Raw genomic sequence first — 14,477 nt, 5'->3', positions numbered from 1 at the left:
CTTGACAAGATTGTAAAAGGAAGGAAAGTTGGATGGCAGAAGTAGAGGAACTGCGAGTTCAACCTCAGGATATTTTAGCAGAACAATCTGTTCTGGGGGCTATTTTTATAGATGAGAGTAAGCTCGTTTTTGTCCGAGAATACATTGATTCTCGTGACTTCTTTAAGTATGCTCATCGGTTGATTTTCCAAGCGATGGTAGATTTGTCGGATCGTGGGGAAGCGATTGATGCGACGACGGTTCGAACGATTTTGGATAGCCAAGGGGATCTCCAAAATATTGGTGGCTTGTCTTATCTTGTTGAAATTGTCAACTCAGTACCAACTTCAGCGAATGCGGAATATTATGCTAAAATTGTAGCGGAAAAGGCTATGCTACGTCGCTTGATTTCCAAGTTGACAGAGTCTGTCAACCAAGCCTATGAGGCTTCTAAGCCTGCAGATGAAATCATCGCTCAGGCTGAAAAGGGACTCATTGATGTTAGCGAAAACGCCAATCGTAGTGGGTTCAAGAACATCCGAGATATTCTAAATATCAACTTTGGGAACCTAGAAGTTCGGTCACAACAAACAACGGATATCACTGGTATTGCAACGGGTTACCGTGATTTGGACCATATGACGACAGGTCTCCATGAGGAGGAATTAATTATTCTAGCGGCGCGACCAGCAGTTGGTAAGACGGCCTTTGCTTTGAACATTGCTCAGAACATTGGGACTAAGTTGGACAAGACGGTTGCTATCTTTTCGCTGGAAATGGGTGCGGAAAGTCTAGTAGACCGTATGTTGGCGGCCGAAGGCTTGGTGGAGTCCCATTCTATCCGTACGGGTCAATTGACTGATGAGGAGTGGCAAAAATATACCATTGCTCAAGGGAACCTAGCCAACGCGAGTATCTATATCGATGATACACCAGGGATTCGGATCACGGAAATTCGTTCGCGTTCACGTAAACTGGCTCAAGAAACAGGCAATCTAGGCTTGATTTTGATCGACTACCTACAGCTTATCACAGGTACTGGTCGTGAGAACCGCCAACAAGAAGTCTCTGAAATTTCTCGTCAGTTAAAAATTCTAGCTAAGGAGCTAAAGGTTCCAGTCATTGCTCTTAGTCAGTTATCTCGTGGAGTGGAACAGCGTCAGGATAAGAGACCAGTCTTGTCTGATATTCGTGAATCGGGTTCTATCGAGCAGGATGCGGATATCGTAGCCTTTCTGTACCGTGACGACTACTACGATCGTGCGGGTGAAGAAGAGGAAGGAATTCCAAATAACAAGGTTGAGGTTATCATCGAGAAAAACCGTAGTGGAGCTCGTGGAACGGTGGAATTGATTTTCCAAAAAGAATACAATAAATTTTCAAGTATCTCAAAGAGGGAGGCATAAGATGTCAGATGCATTTACAGATGTAGCCAAGATGAAAAAAATCAAAGAAGAAATCAAGGCACATGAGGGACAAGTCGTTGAAATGACTTTGGAGAATGGCCGTAAGCGCCAAAAAAACAGACTAGGTAAGTTAATTGAGGTTTATCCATCTTTATTTATCGTTGAATTTGGGGATGTTGAGGGAGACAAACAAGCCAATGTCTACGTTGAATCCTTCACCTACTCAGATATCTTGACAGAAAAGAACTTGATTCGCTATCTAGACTAAGAATCCTAAAATGAAGTGAGCTTTACTCACTTTTTTCTTTTTCTCCCGAATAGTATAAACGAGGGGAACCTCGGAAATTTATATTATTAAGGAGAATGAATGACGTTTTTAAAATCAGGAGTTAAGAAGAGTAGATGTACTCAGTTGAGTGTAGGGCTGGCTACTTTGTTTGTTACAAGTACCTTTTTGTTTGGTGGGGAATCAGTTCAGGCCGACAGTGTAGCGCGTGGAGATGACTATCCGCTTCACTACAAAAATGGTAGTGTTGAAATCGATCAGTGGCGGATGTATTCTCGCCAGTGTACCTCTTTTGCGGCCTTTCGTTTGAGTAGTGTAAATGGCTTTGAGATTCCTCCTGCCTATGGAAATGCAAATGAATGGGGTCATCGTGCAAGGCGAGAAGGCTACCGTGTGGATACGAAGCCAGAAGTTGGATCTATTGCCTGGTCGACAGAAGGTTACTATGGGCATGTTGCCTGGGTATCTCATGTATCAGGGGATACGATTGAGATCGAAGAGTATAATTATGGGGTTCGAGAAAAGTATAACCGTCGAAAAGTCAAGGCTAGTTCGATGACGGGTTTTATTCATTTCAAGGATTTATCCGCTAGCCATGGTGCGAGTGAGGGTGCTCGTAGCTCAGAGCTTCCGTCCAGTGGGACAATAGTGTTCACGGGGAAATTGCCAATTATGGACCAGCCAGCAAGCACAGGACAAGTTATTGACTACTATTATGCTGGTGAGAGTGTGAGTTATGATCAAGTTCTTGAAAAGGATGGTTATAAGTGGCTCGGTTATTTGTCTTATAGCGGTTCTAGAAGATATGTGCAGTATGCAGAGCTAAGCAATACAGAAAAAGGCTGGAAAAAAGAAGGAGGGAGTTGGAATTACCGTGAGAACGGGAAACTCGCAACTGGTTGGAAGAAAATAAATGGCAGTTGGTATCACTTTAAAGACAATGGAACCATGTCAACAGGTTGGGTGAAGGATGGTTTGCATTGGTACTATCTAAAGGCATCAGGGGAGATGCAGACAGGATGGCTAAAGGAAAATGGAACATGGTATTATTTGGAGAGTTCAGGGGCTATGAAGTCTAGCCAGTGGTTCCAAGTAGGAGGAAAGTATTACTACGTCAATGCTTCAGGGGCTTTAGCAGTGAATACCACTGTGGATGGCTATCGAGTGGATAGTAACGGAGCTAGAATCTAGAAAGAATATAAAAAAGAGGGCTTCACTACCATTTGCCTATTCTTTCCGATGGTATTTTTCCCTGCTTTCCTTTATAATGGGTGTATGGACAAGAAAAAATTATTATTAATTGATGGATCTTCAGTTGCTTTTCGAGCTTTTTTTGCGCTCTATCAGCAGTTGGATCGTTTTAAAAATGCTAATGGCCTTCATACCAATGCAATCTATGGCTTTCAACTCATGTTGAATCACGTCTTGGAGCGTGTTGAGCCCAGTCATGTTTTGGTAGCTTTTGATGCAGGTAAGACGACTTTCCGTACAGAGATGTATGCAGACTACAAGGGTGGTCGTGCTAAAACTCCAGATGAGTTTCGTGAGCAATTTCCCTTCATTCGTGAGTTGCTAGATCATCTTGGGATTCGCCACTATGAGTTGGCCCAGTATGAAGCAGATGATATCATCGGGACCCTAGGTCGCTTGGCTGAGAAGGATTCTTTTGAAGTGACTATTGTCAGCGGAGACAAGGACTTGATCCAGTTGACGGATGAGCATACGGTGGTCGAGATTTCCAAGAAAGGTGTGGCTGAGTTTGAGGCCTTTACGCCAGACTATCTCATGGAAAAGATGGGCCTCACACCAGCTCAGTTCATTGATCTTAAGGCTCTTATGGGGGATAAGTCTGATAATATCCCTGGTGTCACTAAGATCGGTGAAAAGACGGGTATCAAGCTCTTGCTAGAACACGGTTCGTTAGAGGGTATTTATGAAAATATCGATGGGATGAAGGCTTCTAAGATGAAGGAAAATCTCATCAATGACAAGGAACAAGCCTTCCTGTCTAAAACCTTGGCGACCATTGAGACTCAGGCACCGATTGAGATTGGCCTTGATGATTTGCTTTATAGTGGACCAGATGTGGAAAATCTCGGGAAATTCTACGATGAGATGGGCTTCAAACAGCTCAAGCAAGCTTTAAATGTGTCATCAACGGATGCGCCTGAAAGTTTGGATTTCACTATCGTTGACCAAGTCAGTCAAGACATGCTGAGCGCCAACTCTATCTTCCACTTTGAGCTTTTTGGTGAGAATTACCATACAGATGACTTGGTTGGTTTTGCCTGGTCCTGTGGGGATAAACTTTACGCTACAGACAAACTTGAGCTCTTGCAGGAGCCGATTCTCAAGAATTTTCTAGAAAAAACACCTCTGAAAGTGTATGACTTTAAGAAAGCGAAGGTTCTTTTAAATCGTTTGGGCTTGAATTTGCAGGCCCCTGCTTTTGACAGTCGTTTGGCCAAATACCTCCTCTCTACTGTCGAGAACAATGAAATTTCAACCATTGCGAATCTCTATGGCCAGACTTATTTGGCTGATGATGAGACCTTCTACGGTAAGGGGGTCAAGAAAGCTATCCCTGAGAGAGAGAAATTCTTGGAGCACTTGACTCGCAAGGTTGCTGTATTGGTTGAGACGGAGCCTGTTTTGCTTGAAAAACTCAGTGAACACGGGCAGTTAGATCTTCTCTATGACATGGAGCAAGCTCTGGCTTTTGTCCTTGCCAAGATGGAAATTGCTGGAATCAAGGTTAAAAAAGAAACCCTACTTGAGATGCAAGCTGAAAATGAGATTGTCATTGAGCGACTCACCCAAGAGATTTATGAGCTGGCTGGTGAGGAATTTAATATCAACTCACCTAAACAGTTGGGCGTACTTCTCTTTGAAAAACTGGGACTTCCTCTAGAATACACCAAGAAAACCAAGACAGGTTACTCGACAGCAGTGGATGTGCTGGAGCGTCTGGCTCCTATTGCACCGATTGTCAAAAAAATTCTAGACTACCGTCAGATTGCTAAGATTCAATCGACTTACGTGGTTGGCTTGCAGGATTGGATTTTAGATGATGGCAAGATCCACACGCGCTATGTGCAAGATTTGACTCAGACTGGGCGTTTGTCTAGTGTAGATCCAAACTTGCAAAATATCCCTGTTCGCTTGGAACAAGGTCGCCTCATTCGTAAGGCTTTTGTGCCAGAGTGGGAGGATAGTGTCCTTCTTAGCTCCGACTATTCACAGATTGAGTTGCGCGTTTTGGCGCATATCTCTAAGGATGAGCACTTAATCAAGGCCTTCCAAGAGGGAGCAGATATCCATACTTCGACAGCTATGCGTGTCTTTGAAATTGAACGTCCTGAGGATGTGACGCCAAACGACCGTCGCAATGCCAAGGCTGTCAACTTTGGAGTGGTTTACGGGATTTCAGATTTTGGTTTGGCGAACAATCTTGGTATTAGTCGTAAGAAGGCAAAAGCCTACATTGATACCTACTTTGAGCGTTTTCCTGGGATTAAAAACTATATGGAAGAAGTGGTACGTGAAGCGCGTGACAAGGGATATGTAGAGACCCTCTTCAAGCGTCGTCGAGAGCTACCAGATATAAATTCGCGCAACTTTAACATTCGTGGTTTTGCAGAGCGAACTGCCATTAACTCCCCTATTCAGGGTTCGGCAGCAGATATTCTCAAAATTGCTATGATTCAGCTAGACAAAGCTCTGGTTGAGGGTGGTTATCAGACCAAGATGCTCTTGCAAGTGCATGATGAAATCGTCCTTGAGGTTCCGAAATCAGAACTAGCAGCTGTCAAAGTACTAGTGAAACAAACCATGGAAGAAGCCATCCAGCTTAGTGTCCCACTCATTGCTGATGAGAATGAAGGGGCAACCTGGTACGAGGCTAAATAAGAAAGCTATGATAGAGTTTGAAGCATTTGTCTTCAAACTCTTTTTCATAGTTTTCTGTAAGCAGTTTCCTTGACTTTTCCTTGCATTTGCGTTACTATATTCCATATAAGATATGGGAGTCTGTGTACAGTCTGAGAGGAAGTGTTAAACTTCGACCGCACCTGATCTGGGTAATGCCAGCGTAGGGAACGATACTTAGCCGAATTCTGCACCTTTTCCATATATGGCAAAGGTTTTTCTTTTTGTTCAAAAGGAAAGCCGAGAAGAGGAGGATTTTATGAAAGCAAGCATTGCCTTGCAAGTCTTGCCCCTATCACAGGGGATTGATCGAATTGCTATTATCGATCAAGTGATTGCTTATCTGCAAGCTCAGTCCGTGACTATGGTGGTGACACCCTTTGAAACGGTCTTGGAAGGGGAGTTGGATGAGCTCATGCGCATTCTCAAAGAAGCGCTTGAAGTGGCCGGGCAGGAGGCAGATAATGTCTTTGCCAATGTCAAAATAAATGTAGGAGAGATTTTAAGTATTGATGACAAACTTGAAAAGTATACTGAGACGACACATTAGTCTATTGGGTTTTCTAGGAGTCTTGTCAATCTGGCAGTTAGCGGGCATATTCAAACTTTTACCCAAGTTTATCCTGCCAACTCCTCTTGAGATTCTCCAGTCCTTTGTTCGTGACAGAGAATTTCTCTGGTACCATAGCTGGGCGACCTTGAGAGTGGCTTTACTAGGTCTAGTTCTAGGAGTCTTGATTGCCTGTCTTATGGCGGTGCTCATGGATAGTCTGACTTGGCTCAATGACTTGATTTATCCTATGATGGTGGTTGTTCAGACCATTCCGACCATTGCCATAGCGCCTATCTTGGTCTTGTGGCTAGGCTATGGGATTTTGCCCAAGATTGTCTTGATTATCCTGACGACAACCTTCCCTATCATCGTCAGTATTTTGGACGGTTTTAGGCACTGTGACAAGGATATGCTGACCTTGTTTAGTCTGATGCGAGCAAACCCTTGGCAAATCCTGTGGCATTTTAAAATCCCAGTCAGTCTGCCTTACTTTTATGCAGGTCTGAGGGTCAGTGTCTCCTATGCCTTTATCACAACAGTGGTATCTGAGTGGTTGGGAGGCTTTGAAGGACTAGGTGTCTACATGATTCAGTCAAAGAAACTGTTTCAGTATGACACCATGTTTGCCATTATTATTCTGGTGTCGCTTATCAGCCTTCTCGGTATGAAGTTGGTCGATATCAGTGAAAAATATGTGATCAAATGGAAACGTACTTAAATAGAGCGTTTTAGAAAAAGAAAAGAGGAAATGAAAATGAAGAAAACATGGAAAGTGTTTTTAACGATTGTAACAGCTCTTGTAGCTGTCGTACTTGTGGCTTGTGGTCAAGGGACTGCTTCTAAGGACAACAAAGAAGCAGAACTCAAGAAAATTGACTTTATCCTAGACTGGACACCAAATACCAACCACACAGGGCTTTATGTTGCCAAGGAAAAAGGTTATTTCAAAGAAGCTGGAGTGGATGTTGACTTGAAATTGCCACCAGAAGAAAGTTCTTCTGACCTAGTGATCAATGGCAAGGCACCATTTGCTATCTATTTCCAAGACTACATGGCTAAGAAATTGGAAAAAGGGGCAGGGATTACTGCCGTTGCCGCTATCGTTGAGCACAATACATCTGGAATCATCTCACGTAAATCTGACAATGTCACCAGTCCAAAAGACTTGGTTGGGAAGAAATACGGAACTTGGAATGACCCGACTGAGCTTGCTATGTTGAAAACCTTGGTGGAATCTCAAGGCGGAGACTTTGAGAAGGTCGAAAAAGTACCAAACAACGATTCAAACTCGATCACACCGATTGCCAACGGTGTCTTTGACACTGCTTGGATCTACTACGGTTGGGACGGTATTCTTGCCAAATCTCAAGGTGTAGACGCCAACTTCATGTACTTGAAAGACTACGTTAAAGAGTTTGACTACTATTCACCAGTTATCATCGCAAACAACGACTATTTGAAAGACAATAAAGAAGAAGCTCGTAAAGTCATCCAAGCCATCAAAAAAGGCTACCAATACGCTATGGAACACCCAGAAGAAGCTGCAGATATCCTCATCAAGAATGCCCCCGAACTTAAGGAAAAACGCGACTTTGTCATCGAATCTCAAAAATACTTGTCAAAAGAATACGCAAGCGACAAGGAAAAATGGGGACAATTTGACGCAGAACGCTGGAATGCTTTCTACAAGTGGGATAAAGAAAATGGTATCCTCAAAGAAGACTTGACTGACAAAGGCTTCACCAATGAATTTGTGAAATAATGACAGAAATTAGACTAGAACACGTCAGCTATGCCTATGGCGATGAAAAGATTTTAGAAGATATCAACCTGCAGGTGGCTTCGGGTGAAGTGGTTTCTATCCTAGGTCCAAGTGGTGTAGGCAAGACTACCCTCTTTAATCTAATCGCTGGAATTTTAGAAGTCCAGTCGGGAAGAATTGTCCTTGATGGAGAGGAGAATCCCAAGGGGCGCGTGAGTTATATGTTGCAAAAGGATCTCCTCTTGGAGCATAAGACAGTCCTTGGCAATATCATCCTGCCCCTCTTGATTCAAAAGGTGGATAAGGCGGAGGCCATTGCCCGAGCGGATGACATCCTTGCGACCTTTCAGCTGACTGCTATACGAGATAAGTATCCTCATGAACTCAGTGGTGGGATGCGTCAGCGTGTAGCCTTACTCCGCACCTACCTTTTCGGGCACAAGCTCTTTCTCTTGGACGAGGCTTTTAGTGCCTTGGATGAGATGACCAAGATGGAACTTCACGCTTGGTATCTGGCGATTCACAAACAGCTGGAGTTGACGACCTTGATCATCACCCACAGCATTGAGGAAGCCCTCAATCTAAGTGACCGTATCTATATCTTGAAAAATCGGCCTGGACAGATCGTCTCTGAAGTCAAACTAGATTGGTCTGAAGATGAGGACAAGGAAGTTCAAAAGATTGCCTACAAACGTCAAATCTTGGCAGAATTAGGCTTAGATAAGTAGAAAAATAGGGAGTTGGTGAAGATTATCCTTTACCAGCGCTCTTTTTCTTTTAAAAATGAGAAAATTTCGGTATAATAGTCAAAGATAGTCAAGGTTCAAAGAAGGAGTTTGATTTACTATGAGATTTAAAAATACATCAGATCATATCGAAGCCTATATCAAGGCAATTTTAGACCAAGCTGGTATCGTGGAATTGCAGCGGAGCCAGTTGGCAGATACCTTTCAGGTTGTGCCAAGTCAGATCAACTATGTCATTAAGACACGTTTTACTGAAAGCAGAGGTTACTTAGTTGAGAGTAAGCGTGGTGGCGGAGGCTACATTCGCATCGGACGGATTGAGTTTTCCAATCATCATGAGATGCTCCGCGATTTGCTTTACTCGATTGGTGAGCGAGTTAGTCAGGAGATTTATGAGGATATTCTCCAGCTTTTGGTGGAGCAGGACTTGATGACCAAGCAGGAGATGACCTTACTGACTTCTGTAGCAACAGATCGTGTTCTAGGGGAGGAATCCTCAGTTGTCCGTGCCAATATGCTCCGACAGCTATTACAAGAGGTAGATAGAAAAGAGAAGTAAGATGAATTATTCAAAAGCGTTGAATGAATGTATCGAAAGTGCCTACATGGTTGCGGGCCATTTTGGAGCTCGATATCTAGAGTCTTGGCATTTGTTAATTGCCATGTCCAATCACAGTTACAGTGTGGCAGGTGCGACTCTAAATGATTATCCTTATGAAATGGACCGTTTAGAAGAGGTTGCGTTAGAACTGACTGAAACGGACTATAGCCAAGACGAAACCTTTACGGAATTGCCTTTTTCCCATCGTTTGGAGGTTCTCTTTGCAGAAGCAGAGTATGTGGCCTCAGTGGTCCATACTAAGGTGCTAGGGACAGAGCATGTCCTCTATGCGATTTTGCATGATGGCAATGCCTTGGCAACTCGTATCTTGGAGAGAGCAGGCTTTTCTTATGAAGACCAGAAAGATCAGGTCAGAATTGCTGCTCTTCGTCGCAATCTAGAAGAGCGTGCTGGATGGACAAGAGAAGACCTTAAGGCATTGCGTCAGCGCCACCGTACCGTGGCAGATAAGCAAAATTCCATGGCCAATATGATGGGCATGCCTCAGAATCCAAGTGGCGGTCTAGAGGACTACACGCATGACCTGACAGAGCAAGCGCGCTCTGGCAAGTTAGAGCCAGTTATCGGTCGTGACAAGGAAATCTCACGTATGATTCAGATTTTGAGTCGGAAGACCAAGAACAATCCTGTCTTGGTTGGAGATGCTGGTGTCGGGAAAACAGCTCTGGCTCTTGGACTTGCCCAGCGTATTGCTAGTGGGGATGTACCTGCGGAAATGGGCAAGATGCGCGTTTTGGAGCTTGATTTGATGAATGTTGTTGCGGGAACACGTTTCCGTGGAGATTTTGAAGAACGCATGAACAACATTATCAAGGATATCGAGGAAGATGGTAAGGTAATCCTCTTTATCGATGAACTCCACACCATCATGGGTTCTGGAAGTGGTATTGACTCTACTCTGGATGCGGCCAATATCTTGAAGCCAGCCTTGGCTCGTGGAACTTTGAGAACGGTTGGTGCAACCACTCAGGAAGAATACCAAAAACACATCGAAAAAGACGCAGCTCTTTCTCGTCGTTTTGCCAAAGTGACCATTGAAGAGCCAAGTTTAGCTGACAGCATGACCATTTTGCAAGGTTTGAAGGCTACCTATGAGAAACACCACCGTGTGCAAATCACAGATGAAGCTGTCGAAACAGCTGTTAAGATGGCGCATCGTTACTTGACTAGTCGTCACTTGCCAGACTCTGCTATCGATCTATTGGATGAGGCGGCAGCAACAGTGCAAAACAAATCCAAGCATGTGAGAATGGACGAATCGGACTTGAGTCCAGCTGACAAGGCCTTGATGGATGGCAAGTGGAAACAAGCAGGCCAGCTAATCGCAAAAGAACAAGAATTGCCTGTCTATAAAGACTTGGTGACAGAATCCGATATTTTGACCACCTTGAGTCGCTTGTCAGGTATCCCAGTCCAAAAGCTGACGCAAACAGATGCTAAGAAGTACCTGAACTTGGAAGCAGAACTGCATAAACGCGTCATCGGACAAGATCAAGCTGTTTCAAGTATTAGCCGTGCCATTCGCCGTAATCAGTCAGGTATTCGTAGTCACAAGCGTCCGATTGGTTCCTTTATGTTCCTAGGGCCGACAGGAGTCGGTAAGACCGAATTGGCCAAGGCTCTGGCAGAAGTCCTCTTTGATGACGAATCAGCCCTTATTCGCTTTGATATGAGTGAGTATATGGAGAAATTTGCGGCTAGCCGTCTCAATGGAGCTCCTCCGGGTTATGTGGGCTACGAAGAAGGTGGGGAGTTGACTGAGAAGGTTCGCAACAAACCATACTCCGTTCTTCTATTTGACGAGGTAGAAAAGGCCCACCCAGATATCTTTAATGTTCTCTTGCAGGTTCTGGACGACGGCGTCTTGACAGATAGCAAGGGGCGCAAGGTTGATTTTTCAAATACCATTATCATCATGACGTCAAACCTTGGTGCGACGGCTCTTCGTGATGACAAGACGGTCGGCTTTGGGGCCAAGGACATTCGTTTTGACCAGGAAAATATGGAAAAACGAATCTTTGAAGAGTTGAAAAAAGCTTATCGACCAGAGTTTATCAACCGTATTGATGAAAAGTTGGTCTTCCATAGCTTAGATAGCGAACACATGCAGGAAATTGTCAAGATTATGGTGAAACCATTGATTGCTAGCCTCGCTGAGAAGGGCATCGACTTGAAACTGCAAGCTTCAGCGTTGAAGTTACTAGCAAGTCAAGGATATGATCCAGAAATGGGAGCTCGCCCACTTCGCAGAACCCTGCAAACAGAAGTGGAAGACAAGCTAGCAGAACTCCTTCTCAAGGGAGAACTAGTAGCAGGCAAGACCCTCAAGATAGGTGTTAAAGCTGGTCAATTAAAATTTGATATTGCTTAAAAATGGAGAGTCAGGAGCAATCCTGATTCTTTTTTTTGCTACTTTTTTATAAAAAATGATAAAAAACTATTGACAAAACAAAAATATAGTATATAATAAAAACATAGAAAATAAAAATATCAAAAATTATAAAAAGGTAAAACGTTTATGAAAAAGAAAACAGCAGTGGTATTTGGGACCTTTGCCCCTCTCCATCAAGGGCATATCGATCTGATTCAGCGAGCGAAGCGTCAGTGTGACCAGGTCTGGGTAGTCGTTTCAGGCTACGAGGGAGACCGAGGGGAGCAGGTAGGTTTAAGTCTTCAAAAACGATTTCGCTATATCCGAGAGGCTTTTTGTGATGACGAATTGACCTCTGTCTGCAAGCTGGATGAGACCAACCTTCCCCGTTACCCTATGGGCTGGCAGGAGTGGTTGGACCAGATGTTAGCAGAGATTTCCTATGATGAAAACCAGCAAGAACTGACTTTTTTTGTAGGAGAAGCAGACTACCAGCAAGAGCTAGCTAAACGTGGATTTGGCACCGTCTTGAAAGAAAGAAAGTTTGGTATCTCAGCGACTATGATTCGAGAAAATCCAAGCAAATATTGGAAATACATCGCTCAACCCTTCCGTCGTCAGTTTACCAAGAAAGTGTTGATTATGGGAAGTGCTAGCAATGGGAAGACCACTCTGGCCAAGGATTTGGCAAGGTATTACGATGCACCCGTTAGTCTGGAATACGCGCGTGAGTACCAGATCAAAAACAATGTCCGCGACGATGAATTGACTCCAAAGGATTACTACTATCTCCTGTTGGGACAGTATGACCAGACCTCCAAGTTAATCGATAGCAATGCCAATCGAGGTCTAGTGATAGCCGATACCAATTCATTGGTAACCAAGGGTTACTATGACTATTACATGGAGACTGAGGACCAAGGGGACTTATCAGGAGAAACCTTTGACAATCTCTTTGTTTCAATCTTGGCCAAGGAAAAATGGGACTTGATTCTCTTCGTGCAACCTGTCGGTTCCTATGTCAATGACGGATTTAGAGATATGACCATGGCAGAAGACCATATTCGCTACAGTTTTTCCCAGCATTTGGATCAGATGAGGGAGCGATACTTAACCAACATTCCACTAGTTTATCTAGCAGAGGATTATCTAGGCAATTATGAAGCAGCCAAAGTGGCTATTGATGCCATTTACCAAGCAGATTAGGAGAAAAATATGAAAAAACTAACTGAAAAAATCACACAATTTATCGAAAACTTTAAAAATGTCCATGCTGAAGCTCGCAAGATCGGTTTTGCAGGAATCATGCGCCTGCTATGGAAAGATCTCTTTGTCGGCCGTAGTCTTTTCCAGTGGTTGTATCTCATCGCCTTGTCAAGTGTTCCCTTGATCTTGGAATTCACTCAAAATACGGAAAGCCATGACTGGTTGAGCTTGTTTGCATCTTGGACTGGGATTGTCTGTGTCATCTTGGTAGCAGAAGGGCGTGCAAGCAATTATCTCTTTGGGGCTATTAACTCGGCTATCTATTTGATTTTGGCCATGAATGCGACTTTTTATGGCGAAGTCTTGACGACTGTTTACTTCTTTGTCATGCAGCCGATTGGTCTCTATGCTTGGTTGTCCAATCGTATCAACGACCAAGGAAAACCAGAAGAATCCCACTTTGAAGCTAAGAAATTATCTGTTCTTGACTGGCTCAAGTACTTAGCCTTGACTGCCATTATCTGGATTGGTATGGGCTTGGCTTACCAAAGTATCAATAGTGCTCGCCCTTTCCGTGATAGTGTTACCGATGCGACCAATGGTGTTGGTCAGCTCTTGATGACACGTCTTTACCGCGAGCAATGGATTTTCTGGATTGCAACCAATCTCTTTAGTATTTATCTCTGGTGGGGTGAAAATATCCACATCCAAGGGATGTACTGGGTTTACACACTCAACAGTCTAGTGGGTTGGTACCAATGGACCAAGGCAGTTCGAAAGGAGGCATAAGATGGCAGACATAAAGATTCCAGAAGGGATGACGGAAAAAGAATATTATGAAATCCATGCCAGTCAGGAGGAGTTTTTAGACTGGTACTACAAGCAGGAACTCCCTCAATATGAAAAACCAAGTGTGACAGTGGATATGGTAGCCTACTGCTTTGTCGAAGGAAAGATCAAGCTCTTACTAATCCGTCGCAAGGCCCACCCTTATCAAAACTGTTTGGCTCTGGTTGGAGGCTTTATGGATAAGGGAGAGGATGCTGCGCATGCCTGTCAACGCGAGGTGAGAGAAGAAGTCAATCTCGATCTACCTTTGGAAAAAATCGAGCAATTGATGACCGTATCGACCCCCGGTCGTGATCCACGGGGCTGGACCGTGACCATTGCCCACTTGGTGTATCTTCCTAGTCGCGCCCTAGGCCTCGTTCAGGCTGGAGACGATGCTAAGGATGTGGTTTTTGTAGATGTGGATTTTCGGACGGGCAAGTGCTTCTTAGAGGGAGTAGAGTTGGAGGAGAGAGCCTTCGCCTTTGATCATTATGCCATTATCCAAGAATCCATCAAACGAATCCAAGGCCGTCTCGACTGGAATCCGACCTTCCTTTATCTGCTGGAAGAGGAGTTCACTGTCTACGAAGGAACTGAACTGGTCAATCTCATCAACCCAGGTCGGCCCATCGTCAGCAATAACTTTCTCGTAAAATACGGCGAATATGTAGAAGAAGTCGGACTCAAACGAGTGCCCAAAAAGAAACCAAGAAAAACCTATCGATTGAAATAAAGAGGTCGGGACCAAAATCCCGACCTCTTTATCTACCATCATGAGATGGCTTTCT

At 44.0% G+C, this 14,477-nt stretch carries 13 protein-coding genes; all 13 read left to right on the top strand.

Features of this window, described 5'->3' with window-relative positions:
* The first annotated feature begins 32 nt into the window (after positions 1-32).
* The 13 genes from dnaB to CO686_RS08850 all read left to right on the top strand — a co-directional run bounded on the left by dnaB (position 33) and on the right by CO686_RS08850 (position 14,422).
* The gene (gene dnaB / locus CO686_RS08910; protein ID WP_000852476.1) at positions 33-1,385 is read left to right on the top strand and encodes a replicative DNA helicase; all 1,353 of its coding nucleotides are present in this window, start codon (positions 33-35) and stop codon (positions 1,383-1,385) included.
* 1 nt (position 1,386) lies between these two features.
* The gene (locus CO686_RS08905) at positions 1,387-1,653 is read left to right on the top strand and encodes a Veg family protein (protein WP_001278165.1); all 267 of its coding nucleotides are present in this window, start codon (positions 1,387-1,389) and stop codon (positions 1,651-1,653) included.
* Between the two features lie 99 nt (positions 1,654-1,752).
* Positions 1,753-2,862, top strand: coding sequence for a CHAP domain-containing protein (locus CO686_RS08900; protein WP_000143407.1), 1,110 nt, complete (start codon positions 1,753-1,755; stop codon positions 2,860-2,862).
* Positions 2,863-2,946: 84 nt separating this feature from the next.
* Positions 2,947-5,580, top strand: coding sequence for a DNA polymerase I (gene polA / locus CO686_RS08895; RefSeq protein WP_096753810.1), 2,634 nt, complete (start codon positions 2,947-2,949; stop codon positions 5,578-5,580).
* Positions 5,581-5,857: 277 nt separating this feature from the next.
* Positions 5,858-6,148, top strand: a complete 291-nt coding sequence (locus CO686_RS08890) for a thiamine-binding protein (RefSeq protein WP_002880743.1) — start codon at positions 5,858-5,860, stop codon at positions 6,146-6,148.
* The gene (locus CO686_RS08885; protein ID WP_161800219.1) at positions 6,111-6,869 is read left to right on the top strand and encodes an ABC transporter permease; all 759 of its coding nucleotides are present in this window, start codon (positions 6,111-6,113) and stop codon (positions 6,867-6,869) included. The genes CO686_RS08890 and CO686_RS08885 overlap by 38 nt, the downstream gene beginning before the upstream one ends.
* A 36-nt stretch (positions 6,870-6,905) precedes the next feature.
* A complete protein-coding gene (locus CO686_RS08880; RefSeq protein ID WP_049501306.1) occupies positions 6,906-7,913 on the top strand; it encodes an ABC transporter substrate-binding protein in 1,008 nt (335 codons plus the stop codon).
* A complete protein-coding gene (locus CO686_RS08875) occupies positions 7,913-8,641 on the top strand; it encodes an ABC transporter ATP-binding protein (RefSeq protein WP_049501307.1) in 729 nt (242 codons plus the stop codon). The genes CO686_RS08880 and CO686_RS08875 overlap by 1 nt, the downstream gene beginning before the upstream one ends.
* A gap of 118 nt (positions 8,642-8,759) precedes the next feature.
* A complete protein-coding gene (locus CO686_RS08870; protein WP_001211252.1) occupies positions 8,760-9,218 on the top strand; it encodes a CtsR family transcriptional regulator in 459 nt (152 codons plus the stop codon).
* 1 nt (position 9,219) lies between these two features.
* The gene (locus CO686_RS08865) at positions 9,220-11,652 is read left to right on the top strand and encodes an ATP-dependent Clp protease ATP-binding subunit (RefSeq protein WP_001109664.1); all 2,433 of its coding nucleotides are present in this window, start codon (positions 9,220-9,222) and stop codon (positions 11,650-11,652) included.
* 147 nt (positions 11,653-11,799) lie between these two features.
* Positions 11,800-12,858 (top strand): AAA family ATPase, encoded by a 1,059-nt coding sequence (locus CO686_RS08860; protein WP_000730564.1) that lies wholly within the window; start codon positions 11,800-11,802, stop codon positions 12,856-12,858.
* A gap of 9 nt (positions 12,859-12,867) precedes the next feature.
* Positions 12,868-13,647 (top strand): nicotinamide riboside transporter PnuC, encoded by a 780-nt coding sequence (pnuC, locus tag CO686_RS08855; protein WP_049479311.1) that lies wholly within the window; start codon positions 12,868-12,870, stop codon positions 13,645-13,647.
* A 1-nt stretch (position 13,648) separates the two neighbouring features.
* The gene (locus CO686_RS08850) at positions 13,649-14,422 is read left to right on the top strand and encodes an NUDIX domain-containing protein (protein ID WP_000763403.1); all 774 of its coding nucleotides are present in this window, start codon (positions 13,649-13,651) and stop codon (positions 14,420-14,422) included.
* Positions 14,423-14,477 lie beyond the last annotated feature (55 nt).

It is taken from the genome of Streptococcus oralis, assembly GCF_002386345.1.
GTDB lineage: Bacteria > Bacillota > Bacilli > Lactobacillales > Streptococcaceae > Streptococcus > Streptococcus oralis_S.
Note: the sequence above shows the minus strand (reverse complement) of the source record. Positions and strands in the feature narration are given on the sequence as shown.